General features: G+C 31.3%; 15 protein-coding genes and 5 tRNA genes. 1 reads left to right on the plus strand and 19 read right to left on the minus strand.

Going from position 1 to position 15532, the window contains the following annotated elements; all coding sequences use genetic code 11:
• Positions 1-121 precede the first annotated feature (121 nt).
• From FGK85_RS03880 to FGK85_RS03900, 5 genes are all read right to left on the minus strand, one after another.
• A tRNA-Tyr gene (locus FGK85_RS03880) sits at positions 122-206 on the minus strand.
• Between the two features lie 5 nt (positions 207-211).
• Positions 212-287: transfer RNA gene (locus FGK85_RS03885), tRNA-Thr, on the minus strand.
• Between the two features lie 6 nt (positions 288-293).
• Positions 294-369 (minus strand) — tRNA-Val (locus FGK85_RS03890).
• 20 nt (positions 370-389) lie between these two features.
• Positions 390-474: transfer RNA gene (locus FGK85_RS03895), tRNA-Tyr, on the minus strand.
• Between the two features lie 5 nt (positions 475-479).
• Positions 480-555: transfer RNA gene (locus tag FGK85_RS03900), tRNA-Thr, on the minus strand.
• A 362-nt stretch (positions 556-917) separates the two neighbouring features.
• Between FGK85_RS03900 and yyaC the strand changes: the two genes are divergently transcribed.
• Positions 918-1457, plus strand: a complete 540-nt coding sequence (gene yyaC, locus FGK85_RS03905; protein ID WP_171011322.1) for a spore protease YyaC — start codon at positions 918-920, stop codon at positions 1455-1457.
• Positions 1458-1652: 195 nt separating this feature from the next.
• On the opposite strand, the gene mreB is transcribed toward yyaC, so the two are convergent.
• The 14 genes from mreB to FGK85_RS03975 form a co-directional block, all read right to left on the minus strand.
• Complete coding sequence (gene mreB, locus FGK85_RS03910; RefSeq protein WP_138203908.1) at positions 1653-2684, minus strand: rod shape-determining protein; 1032 nt, start codon at positions 2682-2684, stop codon at positions 1653-1655.
• A 129-nt stretch (positions 2685-2813) separates the two neighbouring features.
• A complete protein-coding gene (spoIIID, locus tag FGK85_RS03915; protein WP_138203910.1) occupies positions 2814-3068 on the minus strand; it encodes a sporulation transcriptional regulator SpoIIID in 255 nt (84 codons plus the stop codon).
• A 126-nt stretch (positions 3069-3194) separates the two neighbouring features.
• Positions 3195-3944: a M23 family metallopeptidase gene (locus tag FGK85_RS03920; RefSeq protein WP_138203912.1), complete on the minus strand. Its 750-nt coding sequence runs from the start codon at positions 3942-3944 to the stop codon at positions 3195-3197.
• Positions 3945-4780: 836 nt separating this feature from the next.
• Positions 4781-5887 carry a stage II sporulation protein D gene (spoIID, locus tag FGK85_RS03925; protein WP_243122797.1) on the minus strand — a complete coding sequence of 369 codons (1107 nt, stop codon included), beginning with the start codon at positions 5885-5887 and terminating at the stop codon, positions 4781-4783.
• Between the two features lie 460 nt (positions 5888-6347).
• Complete coding sequence (murA, locus tag FGK85_RS03930; RefSeq protein ID WP_138203914.1) at positions 6348-7601, minus strand: UDP-N-acetylglucosamine 1-carboxyvinyltransferase; 1254 nt, start codon at positions 7599-7601, stop codon at positions 6348-6350.
• Positions 7602-7621: 20 nt separating this feature from the next.
• A complete protein-coding gene (locus FGK85_RS03935; protein ID WP_138203916.1) occupies positions 7622-8332 on the minus strand; it encodes a YwmB family TATA-box binding protein in 711 nt (236 codons plus the stop codon).
• A 219-nt stretch (positions 8333-8551) separates the two neighbouring features.
• The gene (locus tag FGK85_RS03940; protein WP_138203918.1) at positions 8552-8956 is read right to left on the minus strand and encodes a F0F1 ATP synthase subunit epsilon; all 405 of its coding nucleotides are present in this window, start codon (positions 8954-8956) and stop codon (positions 8552-8554) included.
• A 15-nt stretch (positions 8957-8971) separates the two neighbouring features.
• Positions 8972-10369 (minus strand): F0F1 ATP synthase subunit beta, encoded by a 1398-nt coding sequence (gene atpD, locus FGK85_RS03945; RefSeq protein ID WP_138203920.1) that lies wholly within the window; start codon positions 10367-10369, stop codon positions 8972-8974.
• 21 nt (positions 10370-10390) lie between these two features.
• Positions 10391-11257, minus strand: a complete 867-nt coding sequence (atpG, locus tag FGK85_RS03950; protein ID WP_138203922.1) for an ATP synthase F1 subunit gamma — start codon at positions 11255-11257, stop codon at positions 10391-10393.
• A 21-nt stretch (positions 11258-11278) separates the two neighbouring features.
• Positions 11279-12793, minus strand: a complete 1515-nt coding sequence (atpA, locus tag FGK85_RS03955; protein WP_138203924.1) for a F0F1 ATP synthase subunit alpha — start codon at positions 12791-12793, stop codon at positions 11279-11281.
• Positions 12794-12810: 17 nt separating this feature from the next.
• Positions 12811-13344 carry a F0F1 ATP synthase subunit delta gene (locus FGK85_RS03960; protein ID WP_138203926.1) on the minus strand — a complete coding sequence of 178 codons (534 nt, stop codon included), beginning with the start codon at positions 13342-13344 and terminating at the stop codon, positions 12811-12813.
• 3 nt (positions 13345-13347) lie between these two features.
• A complete protein-coding gene (locus FGK85_RS03965) occupies positions 13348-13833 on the minus strand; it encodes a F0F1 ATP synthase subunit B (protein ID WP_138203928.1) in 486 nt (161 codons plus the stop codon).
• A 46-nt stretch (positions 13834-13879) separates the two neighbouring features.
• Complete coding sequence (atpE, locus tag FGK85_RS03970) at positions 13880-14122, minus strand: ATP synthase F0 subunit C (protein ID WP_035294001.1); 243 nt, start codon at positions 14120-14122, stop codon at positions 13880-13882.
• Between the two features lie 73 nt (positions 14123-14195).
• The gene (locus FGK85_RS03975) at positions 14196-14843 is read right to left on the minus strand and encodes a F0F1 ATP synthase subunit A (protein ID WP_138203930.1); all 648 of its coding nucleotides are present in this window, start codon (positions 14841-14843) and stop codon (positions 14196-14198) included.
• Between the last annotated feature and the right edge of the window lie 689 nt (positions 14844-15532).

A 15532-nucleotide genomic window follows, 5' to 3' on the forward strand; every position in this document is an offset into this window, starting at 1 on the left:
ACGGCAGCTACGTCCCTGGATAACGATCTCTAACCTTCAGTTGGAGCAAAACTCCATCTGAAGCTAAGAGCTCTGTTTATATACATTGTAAATTAAAATAAGACGCGTGCGCGTCTTATTTTGGTGGAGGAAGATGGATTCGAACCATCGAAGCGAATCGCAACAGATTTACAGTCTGCCCCCTTTGGCCACTCGGGAATTCCTCCATATTTGGAGCTGGCAATAGGAATCGAACCTACAACCTGCTGATTACAAGTCAGCTGCTCTGCCAATTGAGCCATGCCAGCATTTTATGGTGGGCACAACAGGGCTCGAACCTGTGACCCTCTGCTTGTAAGGCAGATGCTCTCCCAGCTGAGCTATGCGCCCATAAAATGTATTTTAAAATGTGGTGGAGGAAGATGGATTCGAACCATCGAAGCGAATCGCAACAGATTTACAGTCTGCCCCCTTTGGCCACTCGGGAATTCCTCCACATTTGGAGCTGGCAATAGGAATCGAACCTACAACCTGCTGATTACAAGTCAGCTGCTCTGCCAATTGAGCCATGCCAGCATTTTCAATTTTTGTCTTCAGCGCTTTGTTCCCGCGCCGTTGACATGTTTTATTATATACGGTGACTACTAACATTTCAATCCTAATATTCACCGATTATGCTAAATGAATATGCGCATTCTACAATATACTCTAGGATTCTCTGTTTTAATCACCGAAACATTTTTCTATTTAACTTATTTAACTCATTATGAAGGTAAACTATTTTCAACTTACCCATACTGACTTTGTTATCTTTCTTATGCTAAAAAAGTATGCTTTCTGATAATTATGTAAAAAAATTTGTAATACCCTCCAATACTTTAGTTTAATATTTCTGGTTTAATACACATATAAATTAAATATAAAAGGGGGTGCATTCATTGAAAAAAGTAAAAGTACATTATAGTGATAAATTGGCATATCATAAAATTGCCTATTTTTTAAAAGACTACATGAATGATGATTCATTAATTATTTGTATAGGAACAGATAGATGTATCGGTGATTGCTTAGGTCCTTTAGTGGGTACTTACCTTACAGCAACTAATTTTCCTCTTCCTATATACGGCACTATCTCAGATCCCATACACGCTTTAAATTTACATGATAAATTAGATGGGATAAAACATTTGCACCCAAATGCAAATATTATAGGTATAGATGCTTGCCTAGGAGAAGATAATTGTATTGGAGAATTACAAATTCGTGATTATCCAATACATCCTGGTAAAGGAGTTGGCAAAACCCTTCCTGAGGTTGGGGATATCTCCATAATAGGCATAGTAGACACTAACTCTTCTAGCGAAATTTTTACCAACAGAAACATTAGACTTAATCTTATTATGAATATGGCTAAAATAATTAAAAACGCACTAATACACGGTTATTATCTTTATCTTGAAGATTGTAATAATAATTAATTGAACTTTCATCCCATGACTACCTGCCGTAACACTCCCACTTCTAACAAAGTGCGGGTTAACGGCAGCTACGTCCCTGGATAACGTTCTCTAACCTTCAGTTGGAGTTAAAACTCCATCTGAAGCTAAGAGCTCTGTTTATATTATATAAAAATAAATGCATGAGATTTATTATAACTCATGCATTTATTTAACCTAATCTACTAACGTTATATCTGCGCTATGATAAGCTGAATCCAACTTATCAAGATAGTCTAACATTTTACCAGTGCCTATAGCTACACATGATACAGCCTCATCAGCTATATAAACCGGAACCTTAGTCATACTTTCAATTAGCTTGTCTAATCCATTAAGTAAGGCTCCCCCACCTGTCATAACTATACCTTTGTCCGCTATATCTGCTGCTAATTCTGGTGGAGTCTTTTCTAAAACCGAATGAGCACATTCTGCTATAGCACTTACAGCTTCTGTTAAAGCTTCTCTCATTTCATTTGAAGATACAGTTATATTTTTAGGAAGACCTGTAATCAAGTCTCTACCTCTTATTTCCATAGAGCATTCTTCTTCTCTTTTATAAGCACTACCTATATTTATTTTCAAATCTTCTGCAGTTCTTTCGCCAATCATAAGCTTGTGTTTTTTTCTTATATACTTAATTATTGCTTCATCAAAAGTATCACCAGCTACCTTTATAGATGATCTAACTACCATACCTCCTAAAGAAATAACAGCTATATCAGTAGTTCCTCCACCTATATCTATTACCATATTTCCACTAGCTTTAGTAATATCCAAGCCTGCTCCTATAGCAGCTGCTAACGGCTCTTCTATCAAAAATACTTTTTTGGCACGTGCATTCATGGCCGCATCTCTAACGGCTCTTTTTTCTACTTCTGTAGCTTGACATGGTACACATACTACTACTCTAGGTGCAGCCATTTTCTTACGACCACAAGCTTTTTTAATAAAATGTTTTAACATTTTTTCTGTTATATCATAATCTGATATAACTCCATCTTTTAACGGACGTATAGCTACAATATTCCCAGGAGTCCTTCCAATCATTTGTCTAGCTTCTTCACCTACAGCTAAAACTCTATTCTTAACTCTATCTATAGCCACTACTGATGGCTCTTTTAATATTACTCCTTTACCCTTAATATAAACAAGTACTGTTGCAGTACCTAAATCTATACCTAAATCCGTACCCATACTAAAAAACATTCCTTATTTCACTCCACTTCTACACATTTGTATAATATTTAACATTAACATATCTATATTCTACATTATGTGTTAAAATCCTTCAATAATATAAGGAATGTTTAAATATTAAATATTAACATTTAATATTTAACTTCCTATTGCCTTGTATTTCATTTTAGTAGCTTTTCCACCTCTAATATGCCTTTCAGCTTTATTTAAATCTAATATGCTTTTTGCTTCTTTTGCAATTTGAGGATTTAGTTTTGGTAATCTTTCTGTCATATCTTTGTGTATAGTACTTTTACTAACTCCGAAAGCTTTAGCTGTTTTTCGTATAGTAGATTTTGAACTAATGATATATTCCGCCACTTCCATTACTCTTTCCTCAATGTAATCTTTCAAACCCAACTGCAACCTCCTTATTCCTTATATATTAATAAATATGCATTATTTCCTAGATTAATTACCCGTTAGCCTTCATTTATCTAACATTCAGCAGGAAATAAATTCCCGCTGAATATTACAAAATTAATATTTTACATACTTAGCTGGATTAATTTTTTCATTTCCTTTTAAAATCTCAAAGTGAAGATTGCTTCCATATTTTTCACCATAAGAATTTAAACTTGTATTTCCAACTTCTCCTACAGTCTCACCTTGTTTAACCTTTTGACCTTTTTTTACAGAAATATCTTTTGATAAATTTGCATAAACAGATTTCAAGCCATTTTGGTGATCTATAACTACTTGTTTTCCGTATCCTTCTCTATTGTCTCCAACTTCTACTACAATACCATCACTAACAGCTACTACTTTTTTACCCAATTCAGCTTTTATGTCCATTCCAAAATTAGGTTTGTATGTTCCTGATGATTCCCAATAAACAGGAGCTTCTGAGTATTCTCTTCCCATTGAACCATCTACTGGCTTTATCATTTTACAATTTGATACATTGCCAGAAACTTTTACTTCTTTCTTTTCTTCTTTAGCATTAGTATTTTTATTCTTGTTATTTTTCACTTCCAAAGAATTTTCATATTGTTGTTGTTCTCTTAGTGAATCATCTACTAATGTAATTTGTGGATTTTTTTCATTGTCTGTAGGTTTCTGTGACTGCATTTTCGCATTTTCTACTTGTTGTTTTTTTGCTAATTTGTTATTTCTAGAAGTTACGGCTGCTACAGTTGCCACAACACATAAGCAAACAAACAATATTACGTATAATGCCTCCTTTCTTAATTTTCTTGGTGAATTTCCATTATTTTTATCATTTAACATATTCCCACCTCCATTTTCTAGTTTGTCCAGTATATAGAAAAAAATACATGTATTTTTATATTTTTTTGATTTAATTTCAAAAAAAAATAAATAAAGTACAATTATTTTAATTATTTAACTTTTTAATCTACAAAAAATATATATAATTATTTCACTAAATGGAGTAGTTATATCTTTTTTTAGGGATTAAAAAATCTTTTATTGGCGGTAGCCAGCAAAAATATAGAAATATCAAATATCAAATATTAAATATCAAATATCAATTAATGTTGAAATTCCTATGGAATTTCTTAAATTTATATTTTCTTAAAACTCCTTCAGGAGTTTTATCCTTCCCTAGTACCTAGAACCTAGCACCTAGTACCTATATACTCCTATCACCTAAAAATTAAGAATTACACTAAATCATTTAGAGACTGGAGGCTAAAAGAACGACTTCGTATAAAAATATTATTAGCCCTTCCTTTTTTATAAATTAAAGATTTTGTGAATAAAATGAAGAAAATCCACATTAATTGATATTTGATATTTATTATTTATATATTAAGTCTGGCTGTGGCCAACAAAAAATTTAAATTAACCCAAAAAAAAGATAAATAACATAATTTCACAACGTGAAATTATGTTATTTATCTTTTTTAAATTCTAAAATTTTTCGTAATGCAATGAATAAAAATTATCCTTAACTATTACTTATTACTTTTTAACTCTTACCTACTTCTTACCTTTTACTTATTACTTTTTACCTATTACTTAATTCTTACCTTCTTCACAAATTTCAATTTGCAGAGGAGTTTATTTAAGTGCTAAGCGCTAAGTGCTCAGTGCTCAGTTAATTATCGCATAATTTCTTCTAATTTTTTTACTTCAGTATTTTGATAATAATGGCTTAATATATGCTGATATTTTTTGTTATCTTTTGCCATAACATTAGCACCCCATTGACTCATACCTACACCATGACCATATCCCTTACAATCTATCTTCACATACTCAGGTAAAAAACTTATATTAAAATTTGCAGAATTTAAATTTAAAGCCTTTCTAAATTGAGGACCAGTTACATTTACATTGCCAACTTTTATTGTTTTAACGCTACCCCCTTCTGTTCTAGATATTACTTTAACTTGATTTTTCACATTAGAAGATGATAATTTTGCTTTTGGGAAATTACTATTAATAGCCTTTAAAAAATCATTATAATTAATATTATTAGAAGCCTTATATCTATTGGATACTTCTTCTCCCGGACTAGAAACACTTTTTAAGTAAGGTAAACTACTTGAAAAAACTTCTTGAGAGTTTTCCGTTTTTCCGCTGCTAGTAGAAAAATACAGTGGTGAGGTAATTAATTTCCCATTATAAGTAATTACTTCTCCCGAAGTTTCATTAACTGCTTGTACTACTTTCTTCCATAGAACGTCCCTATCTTTTGCAGGCCAAGCACTAAGCCTGCTTTCCTTTGATTTATAAACTTGGCAATGCACTGTGTCACACAAATCAGCCCCTTTACCATTTTCACAACCACCACCACCAAATTTTTTCATACGAGATATGGTATATGTCCTAGCTGCTACTGCTTGTGCCTTTAAAGCCTCTATATGAAAATTTGCAGGCATTTCTCCAGATACTACCCCTACTACATAGTCTTCTAAGCTAATTTCTTTTATTTTATCTTCACTTGTTATATACACCTTAACCTTTTCTTCCTTACCATTGTATTGATATTTAACTACCGATGTGGAATCATTTTTGAAATTTCTTACACCATCTTCAGTATGATCCACACTTTTTTCATGATTAATCCCCACAAAAATTATAGATAATAAAACCGTTGAAAGCATTGCAATAACTATTATTGAAGCCATAGTTTTAAAATAAGCTCCTATTCCCCTGTAAACTTCCTTAAAAACATTACTTTTTATACTTTCGCCAATTTTCATACTAACCACCCCTTCGTTGAACTCATCACATTAGCTTTTGTTTATTGTTTATTAAACTTTCACACGTAGTAAAGAGTAAGAGGTAAAAGTTCTTGAAAAAATTCCACAAGCTGAATTTTCACTACAACTATTACTTATTACCTGTTACTTACAAATTAACTATAAAAAACTCCTTGAGTTTTATCCTAAACTCTTACTTCTTACTTTGCTTAACTTTTACTTCTTACCTCTTACCTAATCTCTTACTTCTTACTTTTTACTTCTTAGCTAATCTTTTACTTCTTACCTAATCCCATTACTTATCTGCAAATTTTAAATCATTTTCCACTCATCACTAACAATATATTAAAAAGAAATATACTTTATTACAAAGTCATAGATAAGAAAAAAATTTTAAGCCGATTAAATTTTAAAATCAGCTTAAAATTTTTTATATCCTTTATAATATTATATTTTTTTACTATATTCTTATTATATTTCCGCCTATTTTTTTAAATTTATTTTCTATATTCATATATCCTCTATCTATATGATAAATATCGCCTATTAAAGTACACCCTTCTGCTGCTAAGCCTGCTAATATTAATGAAGCACCTGCTCTTAAATCCGTAGCTTTAACCTCTGCTCCTGTTAATTTTTCTACTCCATCTATTACTGCAGACCTCCCATCTAATTTTATATTTGCACCCATCCTTTTTAATTCAGAGGCGTGCATAAATCTATTTTCGAATATAGTTTCTGTTATAATGCTAGTACCCTTAACTGTAGATAACAAAGCCATCATCTGCGCTTGCATATCCGTTGGGAATCCTGGGTATGGCATAGTTTTTATATCTACAGGATTTAAGATCTTATTTCCATCTACAACTATACTGTCTCCTAATAAATCTATCTCTACATTCATCTCTGTTAATTTTGCAATTATAGGTTTTACATGTTCCTCATTTACATTATTTATCTTTAATTTACTTCTAGTTATAGCTGCAGCTACCATAAAGGTTCCAGCTTCTATCCTGTCATAAATAGGCTTATACTCGGTACTCTTAAGTTCCTTTACTCCTATTATTCTAAGTTTATCTGTACCAGCACCTATTATGTTAGCGCCCATGCTATTTAAAAAATTAGCTAAATCCACTATTTCTGGTTCTTCTGCGGCATTTTCTATAATAGTTTCCCCCTCCGCTAGTGTAGCTGCCATAATTAAGTTTTCTGTGGCTCCTACAGAAGGAAAATCTAAATATATGTTACTTCCTTTAAGCTTATTAGCCTTTGCTTCTACATATCCATGTCCTACACTTACCTGGGCCCCTAATGCACTTAACCCTTTTAAATGCAAATCAATAGGTCTAGTTCCTATGTTACATCCTCCTGGCAGCGCTATTTTAAATTCACCAAATCTTGCAACCATTGGACCCATAACCAAAAAGGATGCCCTCATTTTTCTAACTAATTCAGAAGATGGTTGTGATAATTTTAAATTACAATTATCAATATTTATGGTATTTTCTAATTCATCTACTTCTATGGATGAATTTAAAGATTTTAATACTTCACAAATAACAAATACATCTTCAAGCATGGGTGCATTTTTAATAATACACTTTTCACTACATAATATACTTCCTGCTATTATAGGAAGAATAGCATTTTTAGCTGAGCTTATATTAACTTCACCGCTTAATTTTCTACCACCATAAACTATTATCTTTTCCATAATATCCCCCATTTCTTTTCCTAATAATCTAATATTATTTGTGGAGTTCCTATAATTAAATAATTTCTAAGACCATATTTACAAACTGAATAATTAAAATCTACTAATTTTCCATTTACTAAAATAGGATCGTATTTTCCAGTGTAGCAACATGTACTATAACCATTATTTATTTTTGTAGATTCTACATTTTTAACATTGTCCTTTTGAAGTATTTTACTTATTTCCTCATTAACTGTCGCTAAGTTGCCATCATCTATTTTGGCTTTTAAATAGCAGAAGTACTTGTTCTTAGGATTGCTTTCAATTATTTTTATTGAATTTTTTATCTTTGCCTTTAAACCTTCACAATTATTTTCATTGCTCTTACATAAAATATTTACACTTATCACTTGCTGTCCATTGTATTTTTTACCTTGAACATATCCTTTAATATTTTCATCATGTATTTCCAAACAGTATAACTCATTAGAAGCTATTTCTTTATAATTTACTTTAGGAGCCATATTTTCTAATATAGCTTTACAAACCTTCTTAGGATCCTTTTCAGTACTAAAAGAAGTTATTATTCCATACTCTTCAACATGAGCGTTAATTTTAGATATGATTTCACTAAATAAGCCTGAATTATTTTTACTCTCACAAAAATAATTATTAACAATACCTAAAGCTAAAATAATTGTTATAAAAAACATTATATTAATTCTTATAATATTCTTTTTAAATTTCATCTTAACCCCCTACCTTTCCTTAGAAATTATTGCCAAAAACAAAAAAATTTATTCACTTACTAAAAAAAATTATAAATTAAATATTTTCTAAGTAATTAGGTTAAGAAGCCCCACTGGCTTTAGGAATATATTAATAATATATATATTAATCACTTAAAGTGTGCTTATTTACATATACAATATAAAAAAAACTTCTGTGTATAATACACAGAAGTTCTTTTATATGTTCTTAAATTTTAATCTAATCATTGCCCTTGCTAAAGCCATTTGAGCTCTTTGCACATCCAAACTCTCTTGTTTATTAGCAAGTCTTTCCTCAGCTCTTTTTTTAGCTGCTTCAGCTCTATTAAAATCTATTTCTTCAGGCCATTCACAAGCATCGCATAATATTTTAACTTTATTATTTTCCACTTGTATTATGCCACTGGATGTAAATGCCTTAAACTCTTTACCATTTTTATCTTTGAAAACAGTAATTGTAGGCTTTAAAAGAGCTATTATAGGTAAACGCCCTGGAAGTATTCCTATATGTCCGTTTAAAGTTTCTGTATTTATTTCTTTTATATCTCCATTATAAAACTCCTTTTCTGGAGTAATTATAAGTAGATTTAAAACACCGTCCATTTAAATCGCTCCCATCTAGTCTTCCATCATCTTACGAGCTTTTTCTTTTGCTTCCTCAATGGTTCCTACAAATAAAAATGCTGTTTCTGGAAGATCATCGTGTTTACCTTCTAATATTTCTTTGAATCCTCTTATAGTTTCTTTTATTGGAACATATTTACCTTGCATTCCAGTAAACTGTTCTGCTACACTAAATGGTTGTGATAAAAATCTTTGAACTTTTCTAGCTCTTGCAACTACTAACTTATCCTCTTCTGAAAGTTCATCTATACCAAGTATAGCTATTATATCTTGTAACTCTTTATATCTTTCTAATAAGTGTTTAACCCTTTGAGCTACATCATAATGTTCTTCTCCAACTATTCTAGGCTCTAGTATTCTTGAAGTAGAGTCTAATGGATCTACTGCAGGATATATTCCAAGCTCCGCAATGGATCTTGATAAAACTGTTGTAGCATCTAGATGGCTGAATGTTGTAGCTGGAGCTGGATCTGTTAAGTCATCCGCTGGAACGTAAACCGCTTGAACAGATGTTATGGAACCATGCTTTGTAGAAGTTATTCTCTCTTGTAAAGCTCCCATTTCTGTTGCTAGCGTTGGCTGGTATCCAACAGCACTTGGTATTCTTCCAAGTAAAGCTGAAACCTCTGAACCAGCTTGTGTAAATCTAAATATATTATCTATAAATAAAAGTACGTTTTGACCCTTATCTCTAAAATACTCAGCCATAGTAAGTCCTGTAAGAGCAACTCTCATTCTTGCTCCAGGTGGTTCATTCATTTGTCCAAATACTAAAGCAGTTTTTTCTATAACTCCAGAGTCTTTCATCTCATGGTATAGGTCATTACCTTCTCTAGTTCTCTCACCTACTCCTGTAAATACTGAAAGTCCTCCATGTTGTCTTGCTATGTTATTTATAAGTTCTTGAATTAAAACTGTTTTACCAACACCTGCACCACCAAATAGTCCTATTTTACCACCCTTTTGATATGGTGCTAATAAATCTATTACCTTTATACCAGTTTCAAACATTTCAGGCTCCACAGATTGCTCTTCGAAACTTGGCGCTGGTCTATGTATTGGATAATACTCTTCAACTTTAAGTTCTTCTCCATTATCTATTGGTTTTCCCAGTACATTAAACAGTCTTCCCAATGACTGCTCTCCCACTGGAACCGATATTGGATTTCCTGTATCTAATGCCTCCATGCCTCTTTTTAATCCTTCTGTGCCTTCCATAGCAATGGCTCTTACTATGTCGTCACCTACGTGTTGTTCAACTTCTGCAACTACTATTCTTTCACCAGCATTAATTTCAATGGCATTATATAGATTTGGAAGATAATCCGAATCAAATTTTATATCTATAACTGGTCCTATTATTTGAACAACTTTTCCTATCGTTCCTGGCATACACTCACCTCCAATGGGTTTTTATTTTTGAGCCTCAGCACCACCAACAATTTCTGAAATCTCCTGTGTTATGGCGCTTTGTCTTATTCTATTATATTTAATATTTAATTTCTCTAAAAGATCATTTGCATTTCTAGTTGCATTGCTCATGGCCTCAACTCTAGAAGCCTGTTCACTGCACTTAGAGCTTATCATGCAATTTAATACCGTTCCTGTAATATAGCCACCCAATCTTTCCTGCAAAATCTCACCTGCTGAAGGCTCAAATTCAAAGTAACTCTGTACATCACTTTTTTCTTCTTCCTTTTGAGATTTATTTTCTAAAGGAAGAAGTTTTTTAACCTTTATAGAACGCTTTACAGTACTAATAAACTCATGGTAAACTATATTAACTTCTCCTACTTCCCCTTTTTCATACATATCTAAAGCTTGTTTCACTAATATATTAGCCTCTTGAGAAGTTGGTATATCTGGTATTTCCACATATTCTGCTACAGTTTCGATATTAAATCTTTTTAAATAATTTCTTCCCTTTTGCCCCACCACAATAACTAAAGATTTATCTCTACGACCTTTAATAAGCCCAATGGTATGATTTACCACTTCTCCATTAAATCCTCCGCAAAGACCTGAGTCAGAGGTAAGCATTATATATAATTTTTTCTCACTACTATTTCCATTTTTATATATATTGCTTTTTTCATCTGCAAATACAACTTTACTCATTATTTCTTCTAAGTATTCATAGTATTTATCATTAGACCCCAGTCTATCTCTGGACTTTTTTAATTTTGAAGTAGCTACCACGTTCATAGCTCTAGTTATTTTTCTAGTATTTGTTATGGATTTTATTCTTCTTTTTATCGCAATAAGTCCTGCTCCAGCCATAGTTCACCTCCTGCAGGGAAGCTATCTCCCTGCTAAAAATACTTTTTTAAACTCTTCAATGGCCTTTGACAATTCGCTCTTAATATCTTCTGTTAACTCTTTCTTTTCTAATATATCCTTGCCTAAATGTCTATAATGAGTATCTACATAATCAAAGAATTCACTTTCAAACTTTCTTATATCCATTACAGGTACATCCATTAAATGATCATTTACTGCTGCAAAAATAATCATAATTTGTTTATCTACTGCCATAGGCTTGTATTGTTCTTGCTTTAATATTTCTATTAATCTCTTTCCTTTTTCCAATCTCTTTTTAGTTTCTTTATCAAGATCAGAACCAAATTGAGCAAAAGCTGCTAATTCTCTATATTGAGCTAACTCTAATCTTAAAGTTCCTGATACTTGTTTCATGGCTTTTATTTGTGCATTTCCACCAACTCTTGAAACTGATATACCTGCATTTATAGCTGGCTTTTGTCCTGAGTGGAATAATTCTGACTCTAGGAATATTTGTCCATCAGTTATAGATATTACGTTAGTTGGTATATATGCTGTAACGTCTCCTGCCAATGTTTCTATTATTGGTAGAGCTGTTATAGATCCTCCACCAAGTTTATCAGAAAGTTTTGCAGCTCTTTCTAAAAGTCTTGAGTGTAAATAGAAAACGTCTCCTGGATAAGCTTCTCTACCTGGTGCTCTACGAAGTAATAAAGCCATAGTTCTGTAAGCAACCGCATGCTTTGATAAATCGTCATAAACTATCAAAACATCTTTGCCCTTATCCATAAAATATTCTCCCATACTACAACCAGAAAAAGGTGCTAAATATTGAAGTGGTGCTGAATCTGAAGCTGTAGAGGATACAACTATAGTATAATCCATAGCTCCCATCTCAGTTAAAGTGTTTACTATATGTGCTACTGTAGATTGTTTCTGTCCAATAGCTACATATATACAGATAACATCTTTTCCCTTTTGATTTAATATAGCATCTATAGCAATAGCAGTTTTACCTGTTTGTCTATCTCCTATTATAAGTTCCCTTTGACCTTTTCCTATTGGTACCATGGAATCTATAGCCTTTATTCCTGTTTGAAGAGGTTTTTTAACTGATTGTCTTTCAATAACTCCTGGTGCTTGATGTTCTACTGGTCTATATTCTGACTCCTTAATAGGTCCTTTTCCATCTATTGGCATACCTAGAGGATTTACAACTCTACCAACCATTGCCTCGCCTACAGGTACCTGTACAACTCTTCCAGTTCTCTTAACAATATCTCCCTCTTTTATGCCCTTTTCTGAGCCTAATAATACACATCCTACATTATCTTGCTCTAGATTTAATGCCATTCCATATATATCATTTGGGAACTCTAGTAATTCACCTTCCATACAATCGTCTAGTCCATATACTCTAGAAACTCCATCGCCTATCTGAACTATAGTTCCAGAATCCTCAGTGTGTATCTTCTTTTCATATCTTTCTATTTCTCTTTTAATTATTGATGTTATTTCTTCTGGTTTAACGTTCATGGTATCACCTCTCTTCGTTACTTAATTACACGTCGTCTTATCTCGTTGATTTTTGTTTTTATTGTTCCATCAATTACATCATCACCGATTTTCACGTGAACACCACCGATTATTCTCTTATCTAAATTCTCCTGAAAAATAATCTCTTTATTATAAATCTTGTTTAATTTTTCTTTTAAATTATTCTTTTCCTGTTCATTTAAAGGTATTACTGTTGTTACTTCTGCTAGAAGAATATTATTTCTCTCAAGATGTATCTTTTCCATCTCTTTAAGTTTTTCTTCTAAATATAATATTCTATCCTTTTCTATTAATATAAGAAGAAATGATAGTAAGTCCTCATCAATTTTACCTTTAAATACATTTATGAAGATTTTCTTTTTTTTGGATGTAGTTATCTCTGGGTGCTTTATGACCTGCAAAAATTCTGTATTATTTTTAATTAAATCTACTATTTCTTGCAGATCATTCATGTATTCATCTAGCTTACCCTTGGACTCTGCCACTTCATAAAGAGCTAGTGCATATCTCCTATCTAAATATTCATACATAGTCTATATACCTACCTTAGCAATGAAATCATCTATTAATCTTCTATGCTCATTTTCATCAATAGCTTTTTCTAAAACTTTTTCTGATAAAATTATAGATAGGTCTACAACCTGTTCTTTAACTTCTTGCTGAGCCTTTTCTTTTTCCCTTTGAATATCTACTTCTGCACGCTTCATTATCATTTTTGCTTCTGCATTAGCATTATTCACTATATCCTCATAAACTTTTTCTGCTTTTTCTTTATATTGTTCAACTATTCTTTTACCTTCTTTAGCAGATTCTATTGCTAATTTTTCATTTTCTCCTTTTAACCTAAAAGCCTCTTCTCTATCTTGCTTTGCTGTCTTTATGTCATCTTCTATTTTACTTCTTCTATTATTCATAAATTCCATAACTTTTTCAAATAAAAAATGCTTTAAAATAAGAAACAAAACAAGGAAGTTAATCATAGCAAATATGATTTGGCTAGGTACTATTTTCATTTCCATGAAAAGCCTCCTCTCAATCTACAAAGGTATAATTTGGAGACATTCCTTATTTTATTCCTACAAATATTAATAATAAAGCTACAAGTAATCCATATATAGCAGTAGCTTCTGATAATGCTCCACCAACAATTAACGCTTTTGTTATTTTATCACTAGCCTCTGGTTGTCTAGCTATACTTTCTACAGCTTTTCCTGTAGCATTTCCTGTTCCTAAAGCTCCTCCTATACAAGATAAAGCAGCAAGTCCTGCTGCTAAAGCAGTCATACCTAATGCAAATGAATTATTCATTATAAATTCCTCCTTAAATTTTTTAATTATAAATTTTATAAATTCTATATGTAAAATAAATTTATTAAACTAATTAATCATGCTCTGCTATAAGCTTAATATTTATCATAGTTAACATAATAAATATAACCATTTGAAGCGAGCCATCAAAAACATCAAAATAAGCATGCAGTGGTATTGGTATTCCAAACTGTACTACAGCTCCCACATGTCTTAAAGCCTCATAAAGCAAATCCATTATTATTGTAGCTGCAAACATATTTCCAAAAAGTCTTAAACTAAGTGATATTGGAAAGGATATTCTTTCCAGTATATTTAGCGGAAGTAAAAACGCATAAGGTTGAGCGAATCCTAAAAAGTAATGTATAATTCCAACTTTCTTTATAGTGTAACCTTGAACAACTAAAAAGCTAACTAATCCCAACCCTAAAGCCACACTGTAATCAGAAGTAGGCGGCTTTATTCCTACTAAACCTACTAAGTTCAAGCAAAGTAAAAATAAAAATAATGTTCCTATAAAAGGCACAAATCCTATATACTCTTTTCCCATATTATCCTCTACTAGACCTGCAATAAGTTCCACAAAAGCTTCTGCAACATTTTGTTTTCCTTCTGGAACTTCTTTAAAACTTCTAGTCAGCACAATTGAAAGAATAATAAGTATTATCATTATTACCCATTGAGCAACAAGTCCTGTAGTTATGATATTCTCTAATGTCATATAGTCACTCCCTTCATTTATCTAATTAAACATGCATATACTATCAGTGATATAAAATTGCAAGTATAACCTAACATAAAAGAAAATATGTAATTTGTATTTTCTTTTATTATAAATAATGCAACAATACAAACTAATACTGCCCTTAGCACTAAACTGATTGTACAAATTCTCTTTTGCGATTTTCTCTTTAAATTAAAAGAATAATTAATCAAAAGAGCATTTATAGAAAAACTTAATATACTAATAAATAGTCCCATGAAAAACGTTTTAGTATATTCTCTAAAAAAAATAAACACAAAAGTTCCTATAAATAATCCTAAAATGAAATTAATATTAACAATCCTTTTAAATGCCTTGACAGTTTCTTGCATATTCCTTGCCTCCACATTTAGTATAAAGTCAATTATATTACTGTATTTTTTATAAACAAAACCTAATTTTATTTGATTTTGAATGATTTTTCTTGTTTAATGCTTGATTTATTTATAAATATTGCCTTTTTCTTTCTGTGGCGATTTAATGCTCTAAAATACTAAGTTTTAAATTTTGCCATTTTTAATTCTTCATTTTTAAGACTATATAGAATTTTCATACTTATGTAATAATTTTTTTTGTTTACATTATTGTTTAAAATAATTTATAAACAGTTTTAATTTTTTTAATAAATATTTATTTTTCTATTTGAA

The sequence above is a fragment of the Haloimpatiens lingqiaonensis genome (assembly GCF_901447495.1).
In the GTDB taxonomy this organism is placed as follows: domain Bacteria; phylum Bacillota; class Clostridia; order Clostridiales; family Clostridiaceae; genus Haloimpatiens; species Haloimpatiens lingqiaonensis.